This window comes from Allosphingosinicella sp., assembly GCF_059502505.1.
In genome coordinates this window covers 1-20741 of sequence record NZ_JCACEU010000016.1, presented here as the reverse complement: position 1 = coordinate 20741, position 20741 = coordinate 1, and the positions used below count along the sequence as shown (strand labels likewise).

Genomic DNA, 20741 nt, shown 5'->3' with positions numbered 1-20741 from the left:
GCGCTTCAGCCGTCGCGCTCGGTCTCCCCGCGCTCGCGTAAGGCGGCTTCCATCGCAGCACGAAGCTCCCGCGCGCCATAGGGTTTGCGCAGGACCTGGAACTCGGCGGTCGCGCCGTGGATGATTTCCTCGCTGTAGCCGCTCGCCAGCACCACGGGCAGCTCCGGCCGAAGCGCCCGGAGCTGGCGGGCAAGGTCGAGACCACTCAGCCCCGGCATCACCACGTCGGAAAAGACGAGGTCGATCTCATCCGCGTCGAACAGCGTCAGCGCCTCCTCGCCAGAGGCCGCGCTGACGGTTGGGCAATGCATGTCCTCCAGCAACTGCTCGGCAAAGGCCCGCACCGCATCATTGTCCTCGACCAGCAGCACGCGAATGCGTTCGATCTGCGTCGGGGACAGGGGCTGCTTTTGGGTCGCCGCCAACGGCTTGTCGGAACGCGGCAGGAAGAGGCGAACCGTCGTCCCCTCGCCGGCCGTCGAGGCGATTTCCGCGCGCCCGCCCGCCTGCGCTGCGAAGCCGTGAATCTGCGAGAGGCCGAGGCCCGTCCCCTTCCCGATCTCTTTGGTCGTGAAGAAGGGCTCGAAAACGCGCGCCAGGATGTCGGCTGACATGCCTTCGCCCGTGTCGGCGATGCCGATGCAGACGAACTCGCCCCCTTCTTCACTGACGTTGAGTGTCGAGAGGGTCAGGCGCCCGCCCTCGGCCATTGCATCGCGCGCATTGAAGGCGGCGTTGAGCAGGGCCGTCTCGAGCTGCGCCGGATCGACCTCCACATGCGAAAGCGCCGGCGCCAGATCGAGCTTCACCTCGATGCTGCTGCCGAGCGTCCGGGCCAGCACCTCCGCCAGGGCATCGAGCCTCACATTGATATCGATCACCTCGGGCTTGATCGCCTGGCGCCGGCTGAATGCAAGAAGGTGGCTGGTAAGCGTCGAGGCGCGATCCACTGTCTGGACGATCGCCTCCAGATATTTGGTGCGCTTCTCGTCGGACAGGTCGGCGCGCTGGAGCAGCTCGGCCGACCCGCGGATCACCGTCATCAGATTGTTGAAGTCATGCGCGATCCCGCCCGTCAGCTCACCCAGGGCCTGCAGCTTCTGCGCCTGGAACAGGGCTTCGCGCGCCTCGTCGAGCTGCTCCTGCGCGCGCTTCCGCTCCGTAATGTCGCGGGTGACCTTGCCGAAGCCGACGAACGCGCCGCTCTGGTCGTAGATCGGATCGATGACCACGCTCGCCCAGAAGCGCGATCCGTCCTTGCGCATCCGCCAGGCCTCGCGTTCGTAGCGTCCCTCGCGCAGCGCCGTGTCGAGCGCCCGCTGTGGCTCCCCCGCGTCACGGTCCTCCTCGGTGTAGAAGCGGGAGAAATGCTGGCCGACGATCTCGTCCTGCGAATAGCCCTTGATCGCTTCCGCGCCGGCATTCCAGTTGGAAACCCGCCCCTCCGGGTCCAGCATGTAGATGGCATAGTCGCGCACGCCCTGGACGAGCATCCGGAAGCGCTGCTCGCTCTCGAACAGCGCCCGCTCGGACAGCCGGCGCTCGGTGACGTCCTTGGTGATCTTGGCAAAGCCGAGCAGCTTGCCGGCCTCGTCGCGAATCGGATCGACGACGACATGCGCCAGGAAACGCTCGCCATCCTTGCGCACCCGCCAGCCTTCGGCCTCGAACTTCCCCTCGCCGCTGGCGGTTTCCAGGATCCGCCTCGGCAGTTCCGCCGCGCGGTCCTCCTCGGTGAAGAAGGTCGAGAAATGGCGGCCGATAATCTCCTCGGCCTCATAGCCCTTGAAGCGGCGCGCGCCCGGATTCCAGGTCATGATGTGACCGTCGGGATCCAGCATGTAGATGGCATAGTCCGTGACGGAGCCGACCAGCAGCTGAAAGCGCGGGTCGAGGGTGTGGACGTCTAACGAGGACTGATCGGCCATCAAAATCCCAATGCACCGCCCGGGGTTAGCCCCGCAACCGTCCCACCGCCCGCTCCAGCCCTTAAACCGTGTGACGACGAGCGCAAGTTATGACGGCTACCCGACAGCCGGGCCGTTCAGCAAGTTTGCAGCTTTGTCGGCGGATAGCTAGGACGAGCAGCGGGCGGCGGGAGTGGATGCAGGCGTGACAAGTCTCGAAAAGGCACGGCTGCTTTCGCTACTCGTTCCTGCGGCTTTGCTGGCGGGAGCACTCGGCTCCCAATATTTTGGCGGCCTCTATCCATGCGAGATGTGCCACTGGCAGCGCTGGCCGCATTATGCCGCCGTTGCGCTTGCCCTCGTCGCCTTCGCCATGCGCCGCACCGCCGACCGCGGCCGCAGCTTCGTCTGGCTGGCGGCGCTCGCGATCCTCACCAGCGGCGCGATCGGCGTCTACCATGCCGGCGTCGAGGCGGGGATCTTCGAAGGGCTGACGCAATGCTCCACCATGTCCTCGGGTCGCACCGGCGCCGATCTCCTCAAGGATATCATGGCGACGCCGCTCGTTAGATGCGATCAGGTGCAGTTCGAGTTCCTCGGCATCTCCATGGCCGGCTGGAACGCCATCATCTCGATCGGAGCTTCATTGGTGATCCTATGGCTGAGCCTCAGGCGCCCGCGGGCAGCGGCATGACGGCGTCGCGCTGGCGCCCCGGCGACGACCGGCCCGACATCGCCTCGATGGTCCGCGTCGACCAGGCCGGCGAATATGGCGCCACCCGCATCTATGCTGGCCAGCTCGCCGTGCTCGGCGACCGCCACCCCACCTCGCGGACGATCGCCCGCATGGCCTTCCAGGAGAAGCGCCACCTCACCGAATTCGACCGGATGATGATCGAGCGCGGCGTCCGTCCGACCGTCCTCCAGCCCTTCTGGAACGTCGCCGGTCATGCGCTCGGCGCCGTCACCGCCCTCATCGGCCCCGACGCCGCCATGGCATGCACCGCCGCGGTCGAGACCGAGATCGACAAGCATTATGAGGAACAGCGCCGCATCCTCGGCGACGACGAGCCGGACCTCGGCGCCACCATCGCCGAATTCCAGGCCGAGGAGCTGGAGCATCGCGACCTCGCCCTCCAGCACGGCGCCGAGAACGCCTTCGGCTACCCCATCCTCTCCGCCTTCATCCGCGCCGGCTGCCGAGCCGCCATCGCGCTTTCGAAAAGGATCTGACCGAATGAGAACTGCACTCTTGGCTGCCGGCGCGCTGCTTGCCCTGTCCGGCCCCGCTGCCGCACAGCAAGCGGCCCTGCCCGAGGATGTGAAGATCAACCAGGTCATCCTCTACGGCGAGGAGACCTGCCCGGCGAGCACCGACGAGCAGATCAACGTCTGCGCCAAGCTTCCCGAAAGCGACCGCTACCGCATCCCGGAAAACCTCCGCACCCGCGACGACCCGGAGAGCAACAGCTGGTACAATCGCGCGATCGAGCTCAGCTATGTCGGCCGCAGCGGCATCGGCAGCTGCTCGACCACCGGCCCCGGCGGCATGATCGGCTGCTTCAACCAGCTCGTCTCGCAGGCCACCGCCGAGCGCGCCGGTCGCGACGAGCTGAACTGGAACCGCCTGATCGAGGAGGCGCGCCAGGAGCGCCTGGGCCGCATCGACGCGGAAGCCGAGGCGATCGAAGCCGAGATCAACCCGCGCTGAGCGGAACCAATCCGGCCGCTCGTCCGCTTGATTTCCGACACTTGTTTCAGTCGGAGAACCGGCAATGAAGATTCGTTTTCTCTGTGGGGCAGCAGCGCTCGCAGCAAGCGCACTGAGCGCAATTCCCGCCGCCGCGCAGTTGGTGGACAGTCAGTCGGTCGAGGATCAGCGCCAGCAGGTGCGCAACGTCATCGTCTACGGCAACGACCCCTGCCCTGCCGAGAGAGGCGACGAGATCGTCGTCTGCGCCCGCCGCCCGGAGAGTGAGCGCTATCGTCTGCCGCCGGAGACCCAGGCGCCCAATCCCGCCGACCGGCGAAGCGCTCTCCAGCGCCAGCAGGAGATCCGCGAGGCGACCGACACCGGCACCGACAGCTGCTCGGCGGTCGGCCCCGGCGGCCATACCGGCTGCCTCCAGCAACAGATCAACCGCAGCCGCGTCGGCATCGACTCAGATGAACCGGCCGCCGTCGACGAACCCGATCTTTGATATCGTCGCGGTAGAAATCAGGAGCTCCGCTCCTTCTCGATCCACTCCTCGACCTGCCGCTCGAGCACGTCGAGCGGCACTGAGCCCTGCAGCAGCACCGCATCGTGGAAGCGGCGCAGGTCGAACCGCGGGCCGAGCGCTTTCTCGGCCTTGGATCGGAGCTCGCGGATGCGGATATTGCCGATCATGTAGCCCAGCGCCTGCCCCGGCCAGCTGATGTAGCGGTTCACTTCCGCATCGATGTTGGCGTCGCTGAGCGCACTATTCTCCTTCATGAAGGCGACGGCGCGCGCCTTGTCCCAGCCCTTGGCATGGATGCCGGTATCGACCACCAGCCGCGCCGCCCGCCACATCTGGTATGAGAGCTGCCCCATCCGCTTCGCAGGCGTGTCGTAGAGCCCCATCTCGCGCCCCAGGCTCTCCGCATAGAGGCCCCAGCCCTCGGTAAAGGCGGTGAAGCTCGTGAAGTTGCGCCGGAACGGCGGCAAATCGAGCTCCTGCTGGAGCGCGATCTGATGATGGTGGCCGGGGACCGCCTCGTGCAGGCTCAGCGCCGGTATTTCCCAGAGCGGCCGCTGGTCGAGCTTCGACGTGTTCACATAATAAGTGCCGGCGATGCCGCTCTCCGGCGATCCGCTATTGTAATAGGCCGTCGTCGTCCCCTCGGCAGTCTCGGCCGGGATCGCACGAAGGCCGTAGGGCAGCCGCGGCAGCGTCTTGAAGAGACCCGGCATCCTGCCGTCGATCGTCTTGGCGACCATCGCCGACGCCTCGAGCAGCGCCTCCGGCGTCTTCGCATAATATCTCGGGTTGGTGCGCAGGTCCTGGATGAAGGCCTCGCGGGTGGCAAAGCCCGCCTCCTTGGCGACCGCCTCCATCTCCGCCCGGATACGCTTCGCCTCGTCGAGACCGATCCGGTGGATCTGGTCCGGCGTCAGATCGGTGGTCGTCTCCTGCCGGACCCGAAAGGCATAATATTCTCGCCCGCCCCGCTGCGCCGAGATGCTGTCGCTCTTGGCGCACTTCGGCGCGTAGCTGGTGCGATAGAAGTCCCGGTGTTTGGCGTAGGCGGGGTTGAGCACCGTCGTGATCACCTCCCGCGCACGCGCCTGCATCCGCGCCCATTCCGCCTCGCTCACATCGCCCGGCCGGGCACCGGCGAACGGCTCGTAGAAACGGGACCTGGTCGGATCCTCGGCGATCACGCCGGCGATGCTCTTCTCGTAATTGCCGAGCACCGAGCAGGGCAGCACGAAGCCGCCGCGCACCGCCTCCGCGGTGATGTCGAGCGCCGCATCGTTCAGCCGCGGATATTGGGCGATGCGGGCGAGGTAGCTCTCATAATCCACCTTGGTCCGGAACGGCAGATTGCCCGCCATGCCGGCGAACCCCTGGTGCCAGCCATAATAGGTCGTGAAGAGCATCGTCCGCTGCTGATAGCGGTTCGCCTCCACCGTCTCCTCCAGCGAGCGCTTCAGGATCGCATGATTGGTGCGGTCGGCTGCGCTCAGCTGGGCCGCCGGAATGGCGTCGATCCGCGTCAGGAATGCCTGTGCCTCCGCCGCCTGCCGGTCGCGCGCCGCGGCGCTCAGATCGTTGATCCTGCTGTCATGGTCGCGTACGCCGAGCGCCGTCGCCTGCACCGGATTCTCGCGCAGCAGCCAGGCATAATGTTCGTCCATCAGCCGCCGGAAATCGTCCGCCGGCGCCGCCGCAGCCGGAGCGGCCGACACAAGCAACAGTGCAACGACGATCTTGCGCATTCAATCCTCCGTCATCCCGGCGAATGCCGGGATCTCGGGACCAGAAGACACCACCGCCCGAGGCCGCACAAGCCTCGAAGGGAAACGAAACCGCCCCTGCTCCGTTCGCCACTCGTCAAACGAGAGGAGCGGGATCATGAGCGACCATGTCTACAAGATCATCGAGGTGGTCGGCAGCTCGCCCACCAGCATCGAGGACGCGATCGAAGGCGCCATCACCCGCGCCGCCAGGACGGTCCAGGATATCGGCTGGTTCGAGGTCGTCAGCACCCGCGGCCATGTCGAGAACGGCAAGCTCGGCCACTATCAGGTAACGCTCCGCATCGGCTTCACCCTGCGCGACAGCCGCGACTGAATCTTCGTCGCGTCGCGCGCGGCTTTCGTCGCACCCGGACCAATTCGACGCGCAATCCGTCGTGCCTGCCGCCAGCGCGTCGCCGGCCACCCGCACCTGGGCCAAAAGGAAGCCACACCGCCGGGCTGGCAATCCCCTGCGGGCACTGCGGCCGGGACAGCTGGGGGGCTGTCCCGGCCGCTCCTTTGTCCCCGACCGGCCGTCGAAAGCCTCTGGCGCCCCTTGTGATTGCGGCTAGGCTGCGCCCCGCGAAGGAGGCGCGCTCATGACCCTGACAGAACCGACGCCGGAGCTCGACCGCAGCGACCGCGCCTTTCTCGGCCACCCCAAGGGCCTCGGCTACCTCGCCTTCACCGAGGCGTGGGAGCGCTTCTCCTATTACGGCATGCAGGCGCTGCTCGTCCTCTACCTGGTCAACTATCTGCTGCTGCCGGAGAATGTCGACAACGTCGCCTTCTTCAGCAGCTTCCGCAGCCTCTATGGCGGCCTCGACGGCCAGCCGCTCGCCTCCGCCATCGTCGGCACCTATTTCGCTTCGGTCTATCTGACGCCGATCTTCGGCGGCCTCATCGCCGACCGCCTGCTCGGCAAGCGGCGCACCGTCCTCATCGGCGCGATCGTGATGGCGCTCGGCCATTTCCTGATGGCGTTCGAGCTCACCTTCCTGTTCGCCTTGCTCTGCCTGATCATCGGCAGCGGCTGCCTCAAGGGCAATATCGCGAGCCAGGTCGGCGCTCTCTACAAGCCGGAAGACCTCCGCCGCGCCGACGCCTTCCAGATCTTCTATCTCGGCATCAACGCCGGCGTCATCGCCGCGCCTTTGATCGTCGGCACGTTGGGCGAAGGCGTCGGCTGGCATTGGGGCTTCGGCGCGGCGGGCGTCGGCATGCTCATCTCGCTCGCCATCTACCTCGCCGGCCAGAAGCATCTGCCGGTCGAGCATTTCGAGCCGCAGCACAAGAACCGCGTCGCCCGCGAACCGCTCACCCGCGGCGACTGGCCGGCTTTGATCGCGCTCATCCTGCTGATCCCGGTGATGGCGATCTCGCTCGTGCCCAACAACCAGATCTTCAACGCCTATCTCACCTGGGGTGACCAGCAGTTCGACCTCGTCTTCCGCGGCGAGAAGCTGCCCACGACTTGGCTGGTAACCCTGGACGCGATCGTCAGCGTCAGCTTCCTCGCCGGCGTCGCGCTCTTCTACCGCTGGTACGGCAAGCACTGGCGCGAGCCGGACGAGCTCACCAAGATCATCATCGGCTCGCTCTTCTCGGTCGGCGGCATGCTCTGCCTGTTCATGGCCGCCGCCACCCAGCCCGAAGGCGGCAAGATCGGCCTGTTCTGGCCGGTCCTGTTCCACGTCGTGAACTCGATCGGCTTCGCCCACCTGCTCCCCGTCAGCCTCGCCCTCTTCGCCAAGGTCGCCCCCCGCGCGGTCAACGCCACCGTGATCGGCCTTTATTATCTCGCCTTCTTCGCCGGCAATTCGATCGTCGGCTGGGTCGGCGGCTGGTACGCGACCATGCCCACGACGACATTCTGGCTGATGCACGCCGGCTTCTCCGCGGTGGGCGGCGTCGCCTTCCTGCTGTTCAAGCTCCTCCTCGGCAAACGCATGTCTGCCTCCAGCCCGGAAGAGCGCGAACAACTCGAAGCCGACGCCCTCTCCAGCCGCCCAGCCTAGGCGATTGATGCCTCAAGGGTTCGCTAAGGGTGGAAAGCGGACGCTTACCCGCTCGAAATTGACGCGGCGCTCCTCTCCTTTTGGCTCTCGGCCATAGGTCCAGATCTAGTCCAGTTTCCTCGCGCCTACACCTCTGCTAACTGGCTCGGCCAAGCCGATAATCTGGTCGCGCATTGGGGATCCGCCTGTGACTGATACGATGAAAGACGACGCTGAAACGGGCATTGTCGGGCTCGACAATGTATTGGTAGGCGGATTGGCGAGAGGTCGGGTGTTCCTCTTCGAGGGAAGCCCCGGCACAGGCAAAACCACTGTCGCCCTCCAATTCCTGGTCACTGGCGCGGCAGCCGGAGAACGGGTGCTTTATATCACGCTGTCAGAGACAGAGGACGAACTCAGGGACAGCGCCCGCTCACACGGCTGGTCGCTCGACGGCGTAGAGATTTTCGAGCTGGTTCCCCCCGAGAGCCTCCTCGACGAGGATCAGCAGCAGAGCCTCTTATATTCTTCAGATCTCGAACTCGGCGAGACGACCAAGCGAATCTTCGAGGCATTCGAGCGGGTGAAACCTGATCGAGTCGTGCTCGACAGCCTGTCCGAGATCAGGCTGCTCGCCCAGAGCTCCCTTCGCTACCGCCGGCAGATACTCGCGCTGAAACATTATTTCGCGCGCCAGCAGACGACGGTGATGATGCTCGATGACATGACGACGGACGATCACGACAAGACCGTGCACAGCGTCGCGCATGGGGTCGTGCGGCTCGAGGAGCTGGCGCCTGATTATGGCGCGGAGCGGCGCAGGCTTCGCGTCGTCAAATATCGCGGACGGCGCTTCAGAGGCGGCTTCCACGACTTCGCGATCGAAACAGGCGGGGTGCGCGTCTTTCCGCGTCTCGTCTCGGCCGAGCACAGGAACCCGTTCGCCAGGGATGTGCTCGCGTCGGGTTCTGCTGAGCTCAACGCCTTGCTGGGCGGCGGGATTGAGCGAGGGTCAAGTGTGCTCATCCTTGGGCCAGCCGGCACCGGCAAGTCGGTTCTGACCCTGACGTTTATCGTCAGTGCCCTTCAGCGGGGCGAGCGTTCGGCGATGTTCCTGTTCGACGAGGAGCAGGGCTTGCTGCTCCAGCGCGCCAAGGGGCTGGGTATCGACCTACAGGCGATGGTCGACAGCGGCGATCTTGTGCTCGAGCAGATCGACGCCGCTGAACTTACGCCCGGCGAGTTTTCTGAGCGGGTTCGGATTTGCGTCGAGAAACATGGCGCCCGCACGGTCGTGATCGACAGCATGAACGGCTACCAGGCAGCCATGCCAGGCGAGCACGCCCTCATCCTCCACATGCACGAGTTGCTGCAATATCTGAACCGCCAGGGCGCAACCACCTTCCTGACCGTGGCCCAACATGGCCTGGTTGGCGAGATGAAGTCCCCCGTCGACCTGACCTATCTCGCCGATACTGTAGTGCTGCTGCGTTATTTCGAGGCGCTGGGGAGAGTGAGACGGGCGGTCTCCGTTGTGAAGAAGCGGACGGGCCCTCATGAAGACACGATCCGGGAGTATCGGATCGACGGGCGTGGCATCACATTGGGTGAGCCTCTGACCGCGTTCCAAGGCGTACTCAGAGGCGTGCCGACCCTTGTCGGCAGTGAAGCGAAGTTGCTCGAGCCCGAGGCGTGAAGCGAACGACGGTCTCCGAACGCGGTCTGGTCGTCGCGCCCCGCGGACGTGACGCTGAGATCGCCTGCGGTATGCTGCGGGAGGCAGGCTTCGACGCTTGGAGCTGCCCCTCACTACCGGCGTTGGTGGAGTCGCTGGATGAGGGCGCAGCCTTCGTCGTCGTCACCGAAGAAGCGCTGGCCACCGCCGATCTGCACCCACTGTCCACGTGGCTGCAGGACCAGGAGGAATGGTCAGACCTACCATTCATCTTGCTGACCAGAAGCGGCGGCGGTCTTGAGCGAAACCCGTCGGCCGTCCGGCATCTCGAGGTGCTCGGCAACGTCACCTTCCTTGAACGACCATTTCATCCAACAACGCTCGTCAGCTTGGCAAAATCGGCGCTCCGCGGCAGACGTCGTCAATATGAAGCGCGCGGCCGGCTGGCGGCGCTGAACGAAAGCGAAACCCGCTATCGCACCTTGTTCGAGTCAATCGATGAGGGCTTTTGCGTCATCAAGTTCCTCGATGGGCCGAATGGGCCGCTTAGCGACTACGTCCATATCGAAGCCAATCCCGCATATGCACGGCACGCCGGCATCGAGAATGTCGTTGGCCAGCGGGTGCGGGACATGGTGCCCGATGAAGCCGGCGAATGGGTGGCACTCTACCGCCAGGTGCTGCTTACCGGCGAGCCGATACGCTTCGAACGCGAGCTGGTCGCGACCGGCCGGCATCTCGAGCTTGCGGCGTTTCGCGTGGAGCCGGAGAGCCGCAATGAGGTGGCGGTGCTGTTCCGCGATCAGACCGCACGCAAGCGGGCGGAGATAGCGCTTCGAGATCTCAATGAGTCGCTTGAAGGCAGGGTCGCCGATGCGATCAGCGAACGCGAAGCCGCGCTGGCGCAGTTGCACGAGGCGCAGAAGCTCGAGACACTTGGCCAGCTGACTGGAGGCGTTGCCCACGACTTCAACAATCTCCTCACCCCGATCACCGGTGTCTTGGACTTCCTTCGGCGCCGGCAGGACGGTGAGGATGCGCGCGCCACCCGGCTGATCGATGGCGCGCTGCAATCGGCGGAGCGTGCTCGGACCTTGGTGCAGAGGTTGCTCGGCTTTGCCAGACGGCAGGCGCTTCAGACCGGGCCGATCGACTCCAGCGAATTGATCGAGGGCATGCGTGACCTGATTATGAGCTCGATCGGCTCCAAGATCGAGCTGCGTCTGCGTTGCGAGCCCGGATTGCCGATGGCGGTGGCGGATCCGAACCAGCTCGAGCTTGCAATCCTCAACCTGTGCGTGAACGCCCGCGACGCAATGCCGGATGGCGGGGTGCTGACGCTTTCTGTGGAGGCCGTCTCGCTCGGGCCGAATGATGGGCCGAAGCTCGCGCCGGGGCTCTATGTGCGTGTCTCGGTAATCGACACAGGCTGTGGCATGGACGCGGTCACGCTGGCGCGCGCCATCGAGCCTTTTTACTCCACCAAGGATGTGGGCCGCGGCACCGGCCTCGGCCTCTCGATGGTGCATGGTCTTGCCGGTCAGCTCGGCGGCGCATTCACCCTCTCGAGCAGCCCCGGCGAGGGCACACGCGCGGACCTGTGGCTCAGAAGTGCCGCCCGCGCAGGCGCCTCGTTCCGGCCCCTTGCCGGAGCCACCGAACCTCTGCGCAGCTCGAGGACGCTGTCCATCCTACTCGTTGACGACGAGGAGCTTGTCCGGGAGGCGACGGCGGAGATGCTGAGGGACCTCGGCCACGACGTTGTTACAGCGGGCGGCGGCGAGGAAGCGCTTGCGAAGCTCGCTGCCGGGCTTGAGCCGGAGCTGATCGTCACCGATTACATGATGCCCCGCATGGATGGTGCCCAATTCGCCGCACGGGTTCGCGGGCGACAGCCCGACCTGCCGCTCCTCCTGATCACCGGCTATGCCGGCGGTGACGAGATCACCCCGGATCTTCGCCGTCTGGCAAAACCGTTCCGACAGGCCGATCTGGCAATCGCCATCGCGCAGGCGATCGAGCCTCGCTCGAACGTCGTGATGCTGAAGCGCCCATAGAACAGAAGCCGATTGTCGAACCTTCCTTAGACGGCGGAGCTTGCGGCCGAACGTCCACAATGGGTGGAAAGTGGACCTACTGAGCGTGGGGCGGAACAACGTTCGCGTGGCGCGCCAGCCACAGCCATCGCCCGCCTTGCCAGACGTAAACGTTGGTGTATCGGCGCTGGAGTGCCCGAGCGCCGTAGGTCCTGCCCAGCTCACTGGTTGCTACGGGATTGAATGTCTCCCGGCCCATTATGACCGCGATGTCCTCGTTGATGCTTACGTCCTCGGCGGTTCGTTCGAAGGCTTCGGCAGCGATGAGACCGGAGCGCATGTTCCCGAGGAATCGCTCTCGCGTCAGCACTCGGCCCCCGGGAGCATTGATGCGAAGGCCGGGGTGAGCGAGGCGCTCCAGGCCCAGCACATCGGAAGACGCCACCATGGAACGCTGCTGCTCATCGACGACAAGGACGCTTGCTCGCCGTGCTGGCAAAGGCGTCTCGAGTGTTGCACAGCCTCCAGCGAGGGCGATTGGGACGCACAACCAGGCTGCTCTCATCCGGCACCTCCACGGCCGATACTGCCCTGCGAGCACCGAAGCGGCAACGTCTGCAATGGGTCGAAAGCGGGTGCCGGACAGACGCTCGCGTGACCCCGCCCTTTTGCTTCAGAGAGGTGAGCGCGCCCGATCTCGGGACGGAAAACGGCGCTCATGCCCGAGCGTTGCCGAGCTGTGTTCGGGCGATTACCAACGTGCGCGCATGGGAAGTGAGGCTTAGGTGCTGAAAGTGCTGATCATCGGGGCGACGATCGCGGCGATGCCGGCGGCTGGTTTCGCCAAGGAGAGCAAGCCGGAGACGCTGACGCGGACAGGCAACTGGGTAGTGGATTATGATCGCGACGCGTGCCGCCTGATCGCGCAGTTCGGGACCGGCAAGGACGTAACTATCATGCGCCTCACCCGCTACGAGCTCGGCGATGCGTTCGATCTCGACCTCTATGGCCGCAGGGTTTCGAACCGCGAGCCGAGGAGCCGCGTGAAGGTTGATTTCGGGTTGGGGAGGCCCCCCGTCGAAGCGGAAGCCGTGAACGGCGAGGCCGGCGATCTGCCGATGATGCTGGTCGGATCGACGCGGCTGGATGGCTGGGAGAGTGCGACGCCCGGGGAGGTCGGGCCGCCGCTGTCTCCCGAGCAGGAAGCCGCCGTATCGGGCGTGACGGTGAAGATCGAAAGGAAGAAGCCGTTCCGGCTGGAATTCGGCTCGCTGGCCAAGCCGATGGCGCAGCTCCGCGCGTGCCAGGCCGACCTTCTGAAAAGCTGGGGCTACGATCCAGCCGTGCAGGCGGCGCTCGCGCGTCCGGTGCGGCCGGCAAACTCGCCCGGTAATTGGCTAAGGTCCGACGACTACCCATCGGGCGCCGTCACCATGGGACAGAACGGGGTCGTGCAGTTTCGCCTCGATGTCGAACCGGACGGAAGGATCTCCGGCTGTCATGTGCTTGCACGGACGAACCCGGACGTGTTCGCGGACACCACCTGCCGCGCAGTCTCTCGACGCGCGAAGCTCGACCCGGCGCTAGATGCCGCGGGAAAGCCGGTTCGGTCCTTCTTCGTCCAGAAGGTACGTTGGCAGGTATCTGGCTAGGAGGTTTGTGATGGGGGCGTCTTTGCGAGCCGTCATCGGATCAGTTGCGTCTTTTTCGGATCAGGCCTGCAGTTATGCGTCGTGCCCGAACTGTCGCAACCGGCTTGGCGTTCAGTCAGGTCGATGGCGGGCTCAGCTTCACAGCCTTTTCGCAGTCGGACCACCTACGCGTTCGAGTGCAGTGCGAATGTCCGCAATGGGTGGGAAGCGGACATTCGAGCACTGGCCGTCTTCAAAAGAGAAGGAGACCAACGGCCCCTATTTCTGGGTCTCGCCCGATCGCTGAAGTTCCGTTTGGACGGCCTGCCGAACTTCGGCGCGCTGAGCGCCGGCATAGACATTCCTGGTGCTGGCATACAGACCGCGCAGGAAACCGAAGTCAGTGGGGGTCAAGGTCAACGGCACTGAACTCCCCATGGGCGCTTCGAGTATCCTGACGATGGTCGATGGGCCGCCCGCCGGCAGACGAGAGGGCTGCATCCTGGCGAAGGCGCGCATGGCAGCATAGTCGGCCAATTGGGTGGTGGTCAGCCCCTCCAGCGCTTTGCTTTCCACGACGACCACCGCCGCCTTGAAATGACCGCGAGCACCAGCGCTGATTCGCGACGCGGCTCGCGACGTGTCATTCATATAGAAGCTGCCATCGGCATCGGGCTGCTGGTCTGCCACAGTCATTCTAGCGACCCCGATCGGCTGCCCGTCGGCATTGAGGGGAGGCCCGTCCACCTGCCAAGCCGCGGCCGGGCCCGGCTCGCGCAGCAGACGGCGCACCTCGCGACGCGTCATGTCGCCAAGGAACGTGGGATGCCGCCGGCCGAGTGCCTCGATAAATTCCGTTTTGTCCCCGGTGACGACAAGCAAGATGTTGGGACTGCAGTCCTCCCTCGCCAGCGGAATGCCCGCAGCGTCGGCAACACGACGCATGCGCGCGACCAGCTTTTGCTTCTGGCCCGGGGAGGTGCCGATGGCCGTCGGACAGACGTCCCATTCGAAACGACTGAGCTGACCGTGGACCGGCGCCGGCGTGAGAGCTCTAACGAAGTCGCGAACTTCCCGCTTGAGGTCGCGGTTTCCGGTGACGACGATCTGCTCACCGTCCGTTCGCTCCGGGCGCTCCTGGGCACTGGCCGGTTGAGCGTGTTCCAGTGCGGTGAGAAGCAGTGCGGCGAGAACCAGACGTGGCAATGATCCCTCCATCGACGACGCTTTCTCGGACCTTGTGACGGAAAGGCCAAATGTCCGCAACGAGTCGAAAGCAGACGATTATCGCTTTCCTACAGCCGTTCGCCTTTATCATAAGCTGGCGGATGAGCACAAAGCTTCCGCCCCGACTCGCCGACCTCCTCGACAGCCTGCCGCTGGCGGAGCTCGCCTTCACGCCTGTTCCCGTTAAGGCGCGGCATGACGGCTGGACGCCGGAGCGGCAGCAAGGCTTCATCCACCGTCTCGCCTTGTCCGGCTGCCCCGCGGCCGCGGCCCGCGGCGTCGGCATGAGCCGGGAAAGCGCCTATCGCCTCCGTGCCCGCCCCGGCGCGGAGAGCTTCGCCGCCGCCTGGCAGAAGGCCCAGGAGCTCGGCGAGGACGATCAGGGCGACCGAGCGCTGGAGCGGGCGCTGTTCGGCTATGTGAAGCCGGTCTTCTACCGCGGCCGCCAGGTCGGCCAATATTTGGTTCACGACAACCGGCTGCTATCCAGATTGCTCGCCCGCCAGCTGCACCGCGAGGCGGCGGCGAGGCAGCCACGAAAGTTTCCGTCGTCCTAGGTGATCTTTGTGACTTTTGAAGCGCTTGGCTGGACAAGGTGGCATTAAGAACATAGATAGAACGCATGGCTCAGCTCGACACTCGCCAGAAGCTTGCGATCCTCGCCGACGCCGCCAAATATGATGCGAGCTGCGCTTCCTCCGGCACCGCCAAGCGCGACAGCACCGGCGGCAAGGGGATCGGCTCGACCGAGGGCATGGGCATCTGCCACGCCTACGCGCCGGACGGCCGCTGCATTTCGCTGCTCAAGATCCTGCTGACCAACAGCTGCATCTTCGACTGCCATTATTGCATCAATCGCAAAAGCTCGAACGTCCGCCGCGCCCGCTTCACCGCCGAGGAGGTCGTCCAGCTCACCCTCGCCTTCTACAAACGCAACTATATCGAGGGCCTGTTCCTCTCATCCGGCATCATCCGCTCGTCTGACTACACGATGGAACAGATCGTAGAGGTCGCCCGCTCCCTGCGCGAGGACCACGATTTCCGCGGCTATATCCATCTCAAGACCATTCCCGACGCCGATCCTGAGCTCATCCACAAGGCCGGCCTCCATGCCGACCGCGTCTCGATCAATGTTGAGCTGCCGACGGAGCGCGGCCTCAAACGCCTCGCCCCCGAAAAGGACGGTGCGCGCATCGAAGGCGCGATGAAGGGCATGAAGTCGGCGATCGAGGACGGCAAGGACGCGAAGAAGCGCTTCAAGTCCGCGCCCACCTACGCCCCCGCCGGCCAGTCGACGCAGATGATCGTCGGCGCCGACAGCGCCAGCGACGGCGAGATCGTCACCACCGCCAGCCGCCTCTACGACCGCTTCGCCCTGCGCCGCGTCTATTATTCCGCCTTCTCGCCGATCCCTGACGCCAGCGCCGTCCTCCCGCTCCAGCGCCCGCCGCTGATGCGCGAGCACCGGCTCTACCAGTCCGACTGGCTGATGCGCTTCTACGGGTTCAAGCCGGCCGAGGTGGTGGAGGCCGCGGACGCGAGCGGCATGCTCCCGCTCGACATTGATCCGAAGCTTGCCTGGGCGCTCAAGTTTCGCGAGCACTTCCCCCTCGACGTCAACCGCGCGCCCCGCGAGCTCCTTCTCCGCATCCCGGGCCTCGGCGTGAAGGCGGTCGACCGCATCCTCACCTCCCGCCGCTGGCGCAGGCTGAGCCTCGACGACGTCGCCCGCCTCACCGTTTCCGTTGCCAAGGTTCGCCCCTTCATTACCGCCGAAGGCTGGCGCCCCACCCTGCTCACCGACCGCGCCGATCTCGAGCAGCGCCTGAAGCCGAAAAGGGAACAGCTGGAGCTGTTCGCCGCTTGAGCCGCGATGCGCGTCGTCACGCTGGAGCATGAGGAAGATTTCGACGGCTGGCGCGAAGCCGCGCGCTCGCTCGCGCTGGCCCGGGTCTCGCCCGCCGAGGTGACCTGGAGCGGGGGAGGATCGCAGGACCTGTTCGGCGACGAAGCCGTGCTCGAAAGCGGCGGCCCCGCTTTCTCCGTCCCCCGCCCCTTCGTCGAGCTCGCCCGCTCCGTCATCTGCCACAGCGACCCCGAGCGCTTCTCCCTGCTCTACGCCCTGCTCCTCCGTCTCCGCGCCCAGCCGCGGGCGATGGAGGACCGCGCCGACCCGCTCGTCCAGCGGCTTGAGCGCATGGCCAAGGAAGTGCGGCGCGACATGCACAAGATGCACGCCTTCGTCCGCTTCCGCGAGGTCGAGGCGGACGGCAGCACCCGCTACGTCGCCTGGTTCGAGCCCGAGCATCATATCGTCCGCAGCAATGCCGGCTTCTTCGTCCGCCGCTTCAACAGCATGGACTGGTCGATCCTCACGCCCGAGCTGTCGGTTCATTGGAACGGAGAGGAGCTGAGCTTCTCCCCCGGCGCCACCCGCGCCGACGCTCCTGACGGCGACCCGATCGAAGAGACTTGGAAGACCTACTACGCCTCGATCTTCAATCCGGCCCGGGTGAAGGTCAAAGCGATGACCAAGGAGATGCCGAAGAAATATTGGAAAAACATGCCCGAGACCGCGTTGGTCGGTGAACTGATCGCAGGCGCACAGGCGCGAGAGGCGCGGATGGTGGAAACCTCACGGACGCAGATTGGCGGCAATGCGCGCGTCGCCTGGGAAGCCGTGCGCGCCGAAGCGATGGGCTGCACTCGCTGCGACCTCTACAAATGCGGCACCCAGACCGTGTTCGGCGAGGGGCCGCTCGACGCCCGCATCATGTTCGTTGGCGAGCAGCCCGGCGACCAGGAGGATCTTGCCGGCAAGCCCTTCGTCGGTCCTGCCGGGCAGCTCCTGGACCGCGCCCTAGGCGAGGCCGGCGTCGACCGCACCGCCACCTACGTCACCAATGCGGTGAAGCATTTCAAGTTCGAGCAGCGCGGCAAGCGCCGCATCCATTCCAAGCCGAACGGGCCGGAGATCGACGCCTGTCGCTGGTGGATCGATCAGGAACGCGTGCTGATCCGCCCGCCGATCACGGTCGCGCTCGGCGCCACCGCTGCCCGCTCGCTGTTCGGCAAGGTCGTGACGATCGGCGCAATGCGCGGCCGACCCCACCAGGCACCCGACGGCGGCGAGACCTGGGTCACCGTCCACCCCAGCTTCCTCCTCCGCGTCCGCGACAATCGCGAGGAGGAATATGCCAGGTTCGTCGAAGACCTCCACCGCATCGGCGAACGCGCCAAGGCGCTGGTCTGAGAGCTAGTAATTCGGCCAGAGCCCCGGCGTCGCCACCTCGAGCACATGGCCGTCGGGATCTTCGAAATAGAGGCTGCGCCCGCCCCGCGGCCAGCGCATCTCGCCGCGCATCTTCACACCGGCCCCGACCAGATGCCGGTGCCACTCGTCATAGCTTTCCTCCGCGATCGCGAAGGCCATGTGCAGCGGCCCCTGCCCGTCATGGCCCGGCACCACGCCGCCCGACCCGGGCATGTCTTGGATAGAAGTCCCCCGCTTGAAGATCAGCAGCACCCCCTGCCGCCCGGCGTCGAACGCGGTCAGGCGCTCGCTCTCGATCATCGTGGAGAGGCCCATCACCTCGCGGAAGAAGGCGACGGAGCGCTCCATGTCATCGACATAGAGCGCAGACTCGAGCAGCCCTTCGATCGCCGGCATGGCGGCTCAGAGCTTGACCAGCATCTTGCCGGTATTGGCGCCGCTGAACAGGTCGAGGAACGCCTGCGGCGTCGCCTCGATGCCCTCGCGCACCGTCTCGCGGCTCTTCACCTGCCCGTCCGCGACCCAGCCGCCCATGTCGCGGTAGAAGTCGCCCATCTCGGCGAGATAGTCGGTGTAGATGAAGCCCTTCATCATGATCCGGGCCGCGATGACCCGCATGATGTAGCGGAAGGCGGCGGGCTCGCCCTTGTTATAGCCCTCGATCATCCCGCAGATGGCGAAGCGGGCATTCTGCCGCGCGGCGGCGAAGGCCGCGTCGAGATGGTCGCCGCCGACATTGTCGAAATAGACGTCGATGCCGTTCGGCGCCGCCTCCATCAGCGACTTCACGACCGGCCCGGCGCGATAGTCGATCGCGGCATCCGCGCCGAGCTCGCGCACCCAGGCGCATTTCTCTTCGCCGCCGGCCGATCCGATCACCGTCATGCCCTTGGCCTTGGCGATCTGCACGACCGCCGATCCGACCGCGCCCGCCGCGGCCGACACGAACACGACGTCGCCCTCCCTGGCCCCGGCCACGCGCAGCAGCCCGAAATAGGCGGTCGCGCCGGTGAGGCCGAGATTGCCGAGCCACTGCTCGTCCGCGACGCCCATGGGCGGCACCTTGGTGAACTGCGCGGCAGGTCCGGCCGCCTCTTCCCGCCAGCCGTGCATGTGAAAGACGGTGTCGCCCACCTGCAGGTCCGGCGAGCGCGATTCGACCACCCTGCCGACCGCCCCACCCTGCAGCGGCGCGCCCAGCTGGAAGGGCGGCACATAGCTCTTCACGTCGTTCATGCGGCCGCGCATGTACGGATCGACCGAGAGCCAGCTGTTCCGGACGCGCACCATGCCGTCCTCCAGCGGCGGCAGTTCGAGCGCCTTCAGCTCGAAATTGCCCATGTCGGGAAGGCCGGTCGGCCGCGATACGAGGTGCCAGGCGCGGGTGCCGCTCATCTTCGTCTCCTCTTGTCCCCCAGCGCTTTCGCCGGAAGCGAGCGAGGAGTCAAAAGGGCCCGGCGGATCGTCTCCGCCGGGCCCTCATTACCCGATGAGGGTCGCTTACTTCTTGTCGTCGTAGGTGCCCGAGAAGCTGCGGTTCAGCATGTGCGGCCCCTCGCTTCCCTGATCCTGGCGCTCGAAGAGGGCGCGGCTATTCTCCTCGTCCTTCCAGGCGCGCCTGGCTTCCTCGGCGCTCTTGTTGACGATCACCTTGTCGTCGACATTCTCGATCCAGCTGCACGGGATCGAATGGTGGCGGCCGCCGGCAGCCTCGTCATTCTTGGTGAGGATGATGCGATCACCCTTCACCGCGTCGACAGTGCCGATATGCTGCCCGTCCGAGCCGATCACTTCCATATGCTCGGTGACGCGGCCCATATGCTGGCGCTGGGTCTGGCGCTTCTGCCGCCAGCCGCCGAACTCGGTCTCGAACTTCGACTGATGCTCACGCCGATATTCGTCATAGTCGCGGTCGAGATCGTCGATCTGCCGCTGGCGCCATTCCGAATAGTGCCTGTCGTGCGGGCTCTGTCCACCGGAACCGCCGCCCTGGCCCTGGTGCTGTCCGGCTTGCCGCATGATCGCCGCCGAACGAGCCGAGCTGCCGCCATAGCCGCCGCTGGGTCCGATGCCGCCGCTGCCCTGGCCGGTATAGGCGCCGCCGACCGGAGCGGACATCGGGTGGGCGCCCTGCGTGCCGGTGCTGCCGGCATCGATGCGGTCGAAGCGCCGGCCATTGTCGTCTGGACCGCCGAAGCCCGAGCCGCCCCAGGTATCGGCACCGCCGCCGCCACCGCCGCCGGAGGACTGATAGTCGCGCGCATAACCGCCGCCGCTCGAGCCGCGCGAGCGGTCGTCGTCACGGTCGCGGCCCCAATCGCCGCCGCCGAACATGCCGCCGGAGCGCTCACCGCGATGACCGCCTTCCCGATAATGCACCGGGTCGCCGCCTTCGAAGCCGCGCCGGCTCTGCCAATTCACGTTGCGATCACGCCGTCCGCCGTCATCGTCATCGCTGCCCAGCCAGGAGCGGACCTGCTCGCCTGCGCGCTCGAAGAAGCCGCGATCGTCGTCACCGCCGCGTTCACCGCCACGGCCTTGGTCCCAGCCGCCGCCCATGCCGCGCTCCCGGCCGCGATCCCAGTCACCGCGATCCCGGTTGCTGCCCCAGTTGCCGTAACCGCCGCCTTCGCGTTCATAGCGGTTACCCTGCCATCGCTCTTCGTCGCCGCCGCCCCAGCGGTTGCCGCCGCGTTGATTGGCCATGAAAAATCCTCCTTTGACTGGTCCCGGCCGCGAACAAGGCGCGGAGATTTCCACACATGCGACCTCGAACCGAAACGAAGGAGAGGCGCCGGTCGTTCCGGCGCCAGAGCCGATCCGGGCCCACATGACGGCGGATCGAAGCGCCTCTCAGTCACGGCGATTTTGCCTGATTGCGCAAGACGCAGGGCGCAGCTATTGGGGGCGCCTTCGCGAGTTTTCCCGCGCGCAAGCAGCGGGTCCCGAACGGCGCGGGGCTGTAGCTCAGATGGGAGAGCGCTGCAATCGCACTGCAGAGGTCAGGGG

At 65.8% G+C, this 20741-nt stretch carries 19 protein-coding genes; 12 read left to right on the top strand and 7 right to left on the bottom strand.

Features of this window, described 5'->3' with window-relative positions; genetic code table 11:
* Positions 1 to 5: 5 nt before the first annotated feature.
* Complete coding sequence (locus tag AC5JBD_RS08360; RefSeq protein WP_495721337.1) at positions 6 to 1928, bottom strand: hybrid sensor histidine kinase/response regulator; 1923 nt, start codon at positions 1926 to 1928, stop codon at positions 6 to 8.
* A 184-nt stretch (positions 1929 to 2112) separates the two neighbouring features.
* Here AC5JBD_RS08360 and AC5JBD_RS08355 point away from each other — a divergent pair, with 184 nt between their 5' ends.
* The 4 genes from AC5JBD_RS08355 to AC5JBD_RS08340 all read left to right on the top strand — a co-directional run bounded on the left by AC5JBD_RS08355 (position 2113) and on the right by AC5JBD_RS08340 (position 4108).
* Positions 2113 to 2601 (top strand): disulfide bond formation protein B, encoded by a 489-nt coding sequence (locus tag AC5JBD_RS08355; RefSeq protein ID WP_495721336.1) that lies wholly within the window; start codon positions 2113 to 2115, stop codon positions 2599 to 2601.
* The gene (locus tag AC5JBD_RS08350; protein WP_495721335.1) at positions 2565 to 3140 is read left to right on the top strand and encodes a demethoxyubiquinone hydroxylase family protein; all 576 of its coding nucleotides are present in this window, start codon (positions 2565 to 2567) and stop codon (positions 3138 to 3140) included. Before AC5JBD_RS08355 ends, AC5JBD_RS08350 begins: the two co-directional genes overlap by 37 nt.
* A gap of 4 nt (positions 3141 to 3144) precedes the next feature.
* Positions 3145 to 3618 (top strand): hypothetical protein, encoded by a 474-nt coding sequence (locus AC5JBD_RS08345; protein WP_495721334.1) that lies wholly within the window; start codon positions 3145 to 3147, stop codon positions 3616 to 3618.
* Between the two features lie 64 nt (positions 3619 to 3682).
* Positions 3683 to 4108 (top strand): hypothetical protein, encoded by a 426-nt coding sequence (locus tag AC5JBD_RS08340; protein WP_495721333.1) that lies wholly within the window; start codon positions 3683 to 3685, stop codon positions 4106 to 4108.
* Positions 4109 to 4125: 17 nt separating this feature from the next.
* Here AC5JBD_RS08340 and AC5JBD_RS08335 read toward each other — a convergent pair whose 3' ends face one another.
* Complete coding sequence (locus AC5JBD_RS08335) at positions 4126 to 5871, bottom strand: DUF885 domain-containing protein (RefSeq protein ID WP_495721332.1); 1746 nt, start codon at positions 5869 to 5871, stop codon at positions 4126 to 4128.
* A 136-nt stretch (positions 5872 to 6007) separates the two neighbouring features.
* Here AC5JBD_RS08335 and AC5JBD_RS08330 point away from each other — a divergent pair, with 136 nt between their 5' ends.
* The 4 genes from AC5JBD_RS08330 to AC5JBD_RS08315 all read left to right on the top strand — a co-directional run bounded on the left by AC5JBD_RS08330 (position 6008) and on the right by AC5JBD_RS08315 (position 11621).
* Positions 6008 to 6226: a dodecin gene (locus AC5JBD_RS08330; RefSeq protein WP_495721331.1), complete on the top strand. Its 219-nt coding sequence runs from the start codon at positions 6008 to 6010 to the stop codon at positions 6224 to 6226.
* Positions 6227 to 6491: 265 nt separating this feature from the next.
* Positions 6492 to 7910 carry a peptide MFS transporter gene (locus AC5JBD_RS08325; RefSeq protein ID WP_495721330.1) on the top strand — a complete coding sequence of 473 codons (1419 nt, stop codon included), beginning with the start codon at positions 6492 to 6494 and terminating at the stop codon, positions 7908 to 7910.
* Between the two features lie 199 nt (positions 7911 to 8109).
* Positions 8110 to 9585 (top strand): ATPase domain-containing protein, encoded by a 1476-nt coding sequence (locus AC5JBD_RS08320; RefSeq protein WP_495721984.1) that lies wholly within the window; start codon positions 8110 to 8112, stop codon positions 9583 to 9585.
* Between the two features lie 125 nt (positions 9586 to 9710).
* Positions 9711 to 11621 (top strand): ATP-binding protein, encoded by a 1911-nt coding sequence (locus tag AC5JBD_RS08315; protein WP_495721329.1) that lies wholly within the window; start codon positions 9711 to 9713, stop codon positions 11619 to 11621.
* 76 nt (positions 11622 to 11697) lie between these two features.
* Here AC5JBD_RS08315 and AC5JBD_RS08310 read toward each other — a convergent pair whose 3' ends face one another.
* Complete coding sequence (locus AC5JBD_RS08310; protein WP_495721328.1) at positions 11698 to 12165, bottom strand: nuclear transport factor 2 family protein; 468 nt, start codon at positions 12163 to 12165, stop codon at positions 11698 to 11700.
* Positions 12166 to 12385: 220 nt separating this feature from the next.
* Here AC5JBD_RS08310 and AC5JBD_RS08305 point away from each other — a divergent pair, with 220 nt between their 5' ends.
* Positions 12386 to 13252 (top strand): energy transducer TonB, encoded by an 867-nt coding sequence (locus AC5JBD_RS08305; RefSeq protein ID WP_495721327.1) that lies wholly within the window; start codon positions 12386 to 12388, stop codon positions 13250 to 13252.
* Between the two features lie 258 nt (positions 13253 to 13510).
* Here AC5JBD_RS08305 and AC5JBD_RS08300 read toward each other — a convergent pair whose 3' ends face one another.
* Positions 13511 to 14437: a hypothetical protein gene (locus tag AC5JBD_RS08300; protein WP_495721326.1), complete on the bottom strand. Its 927-nt coding sequence runs from the start codon at positions 14435 to 14437 to the stop codon at positions 13511 to 13513.
* Between the two features lie 122 nt (positions 14438 to 14559).
* On the opposite strand from AC5JBD_RS08300, the gene AC5JBD_RS08295 reads away from it, so the two are divergent.
* From AC5JBD_RS08295 to AC5JBD_RS08285, 3 genes are all read left to right on the top strand, one after another.
* Positions 14560 to 15015 carry a hypothetical protein gene (locus AC5JBD_RS08295; protein ID WP_495721325.1) on the top strand — a complete coding sequence of 152 codons (456 nt, stop codon included), beginning with the start codon at positions 14560 to 14562 and terminating at the stop codon, positions 15013 to 15015.
* Between the two features lie 65 nt (positions 15016 to 15080).
* The gene (locus AC5JBD_RS08290) at positions 15081 to 16325 is read left to right on the top strand and encodes a putative DNA modification/repair radical SAM protein (RefSeq protein WP_495721324.1); all 1245 of its coding nucleotides are present in this window, start codon (positions 15081 to 15083) and stop codon (positions 16323 to 16325) included.
* Between the two features lie 6 nt (positions 16326 to 16331).
* On the top strand, positions 16332 to 17711 hold the full coding sequence (locus tag AC5JBD_RS08285) for a UdgX family uracil-DNA binding protein (RefSeq protein ID WP_495721323.1): 1380 nt from the start codon (positions 16332 to 16334) through the stop codon (positions 17709 to 17711).
* A gap of 3 nt (positions 17712 to 17714) precedes the next feature.
* Here the strand turns inward: AC5JBD_RS08285 and AC5JBD_RS08280 are convergent, their stop codons facing one another.
* From AC5JBD_RS08280 to AC5JBD_RS08270, 3 genes are all read right to left on the bottom strand, one after another.
* Positions 17715 to 18128, bottom strand: coding sequence for a VOC family protein (locus tag AC5JBD_RS08280; protein WP_495721322.1), 414 nt, complete (start codon positions 18126 to 18128; stop codon positions 17715 to 17717).
* A gap of 6 nt (positions 18129 to 18134) precedes the next feature.
* Positions 18135 to 19127, bottom strand: a complete 993-nt coding sequence (locus tag AC5JBD_RS08275) for an NADP-dependent oxidoreductase (protein ID WP_495721321.1) — start codon at positions 19125 to 19127, stop codon at positions 18135 to 18137.
* 105 nt (positions 19128 to 19232) lie between these two features.
* A complete protein-coding gene (locus AC5JBD_RS08270) occupies positions 19233 to 20438 on the bottom strand; it encodes a DUF2171 domain-containing protein (RefSeq protein ID WP_495721320.1) in 1206 nt (401 codons plus the stop codon).
* Between the last annotated feature and the right edge of the window lie 303 nt (positions 20439 to 20741).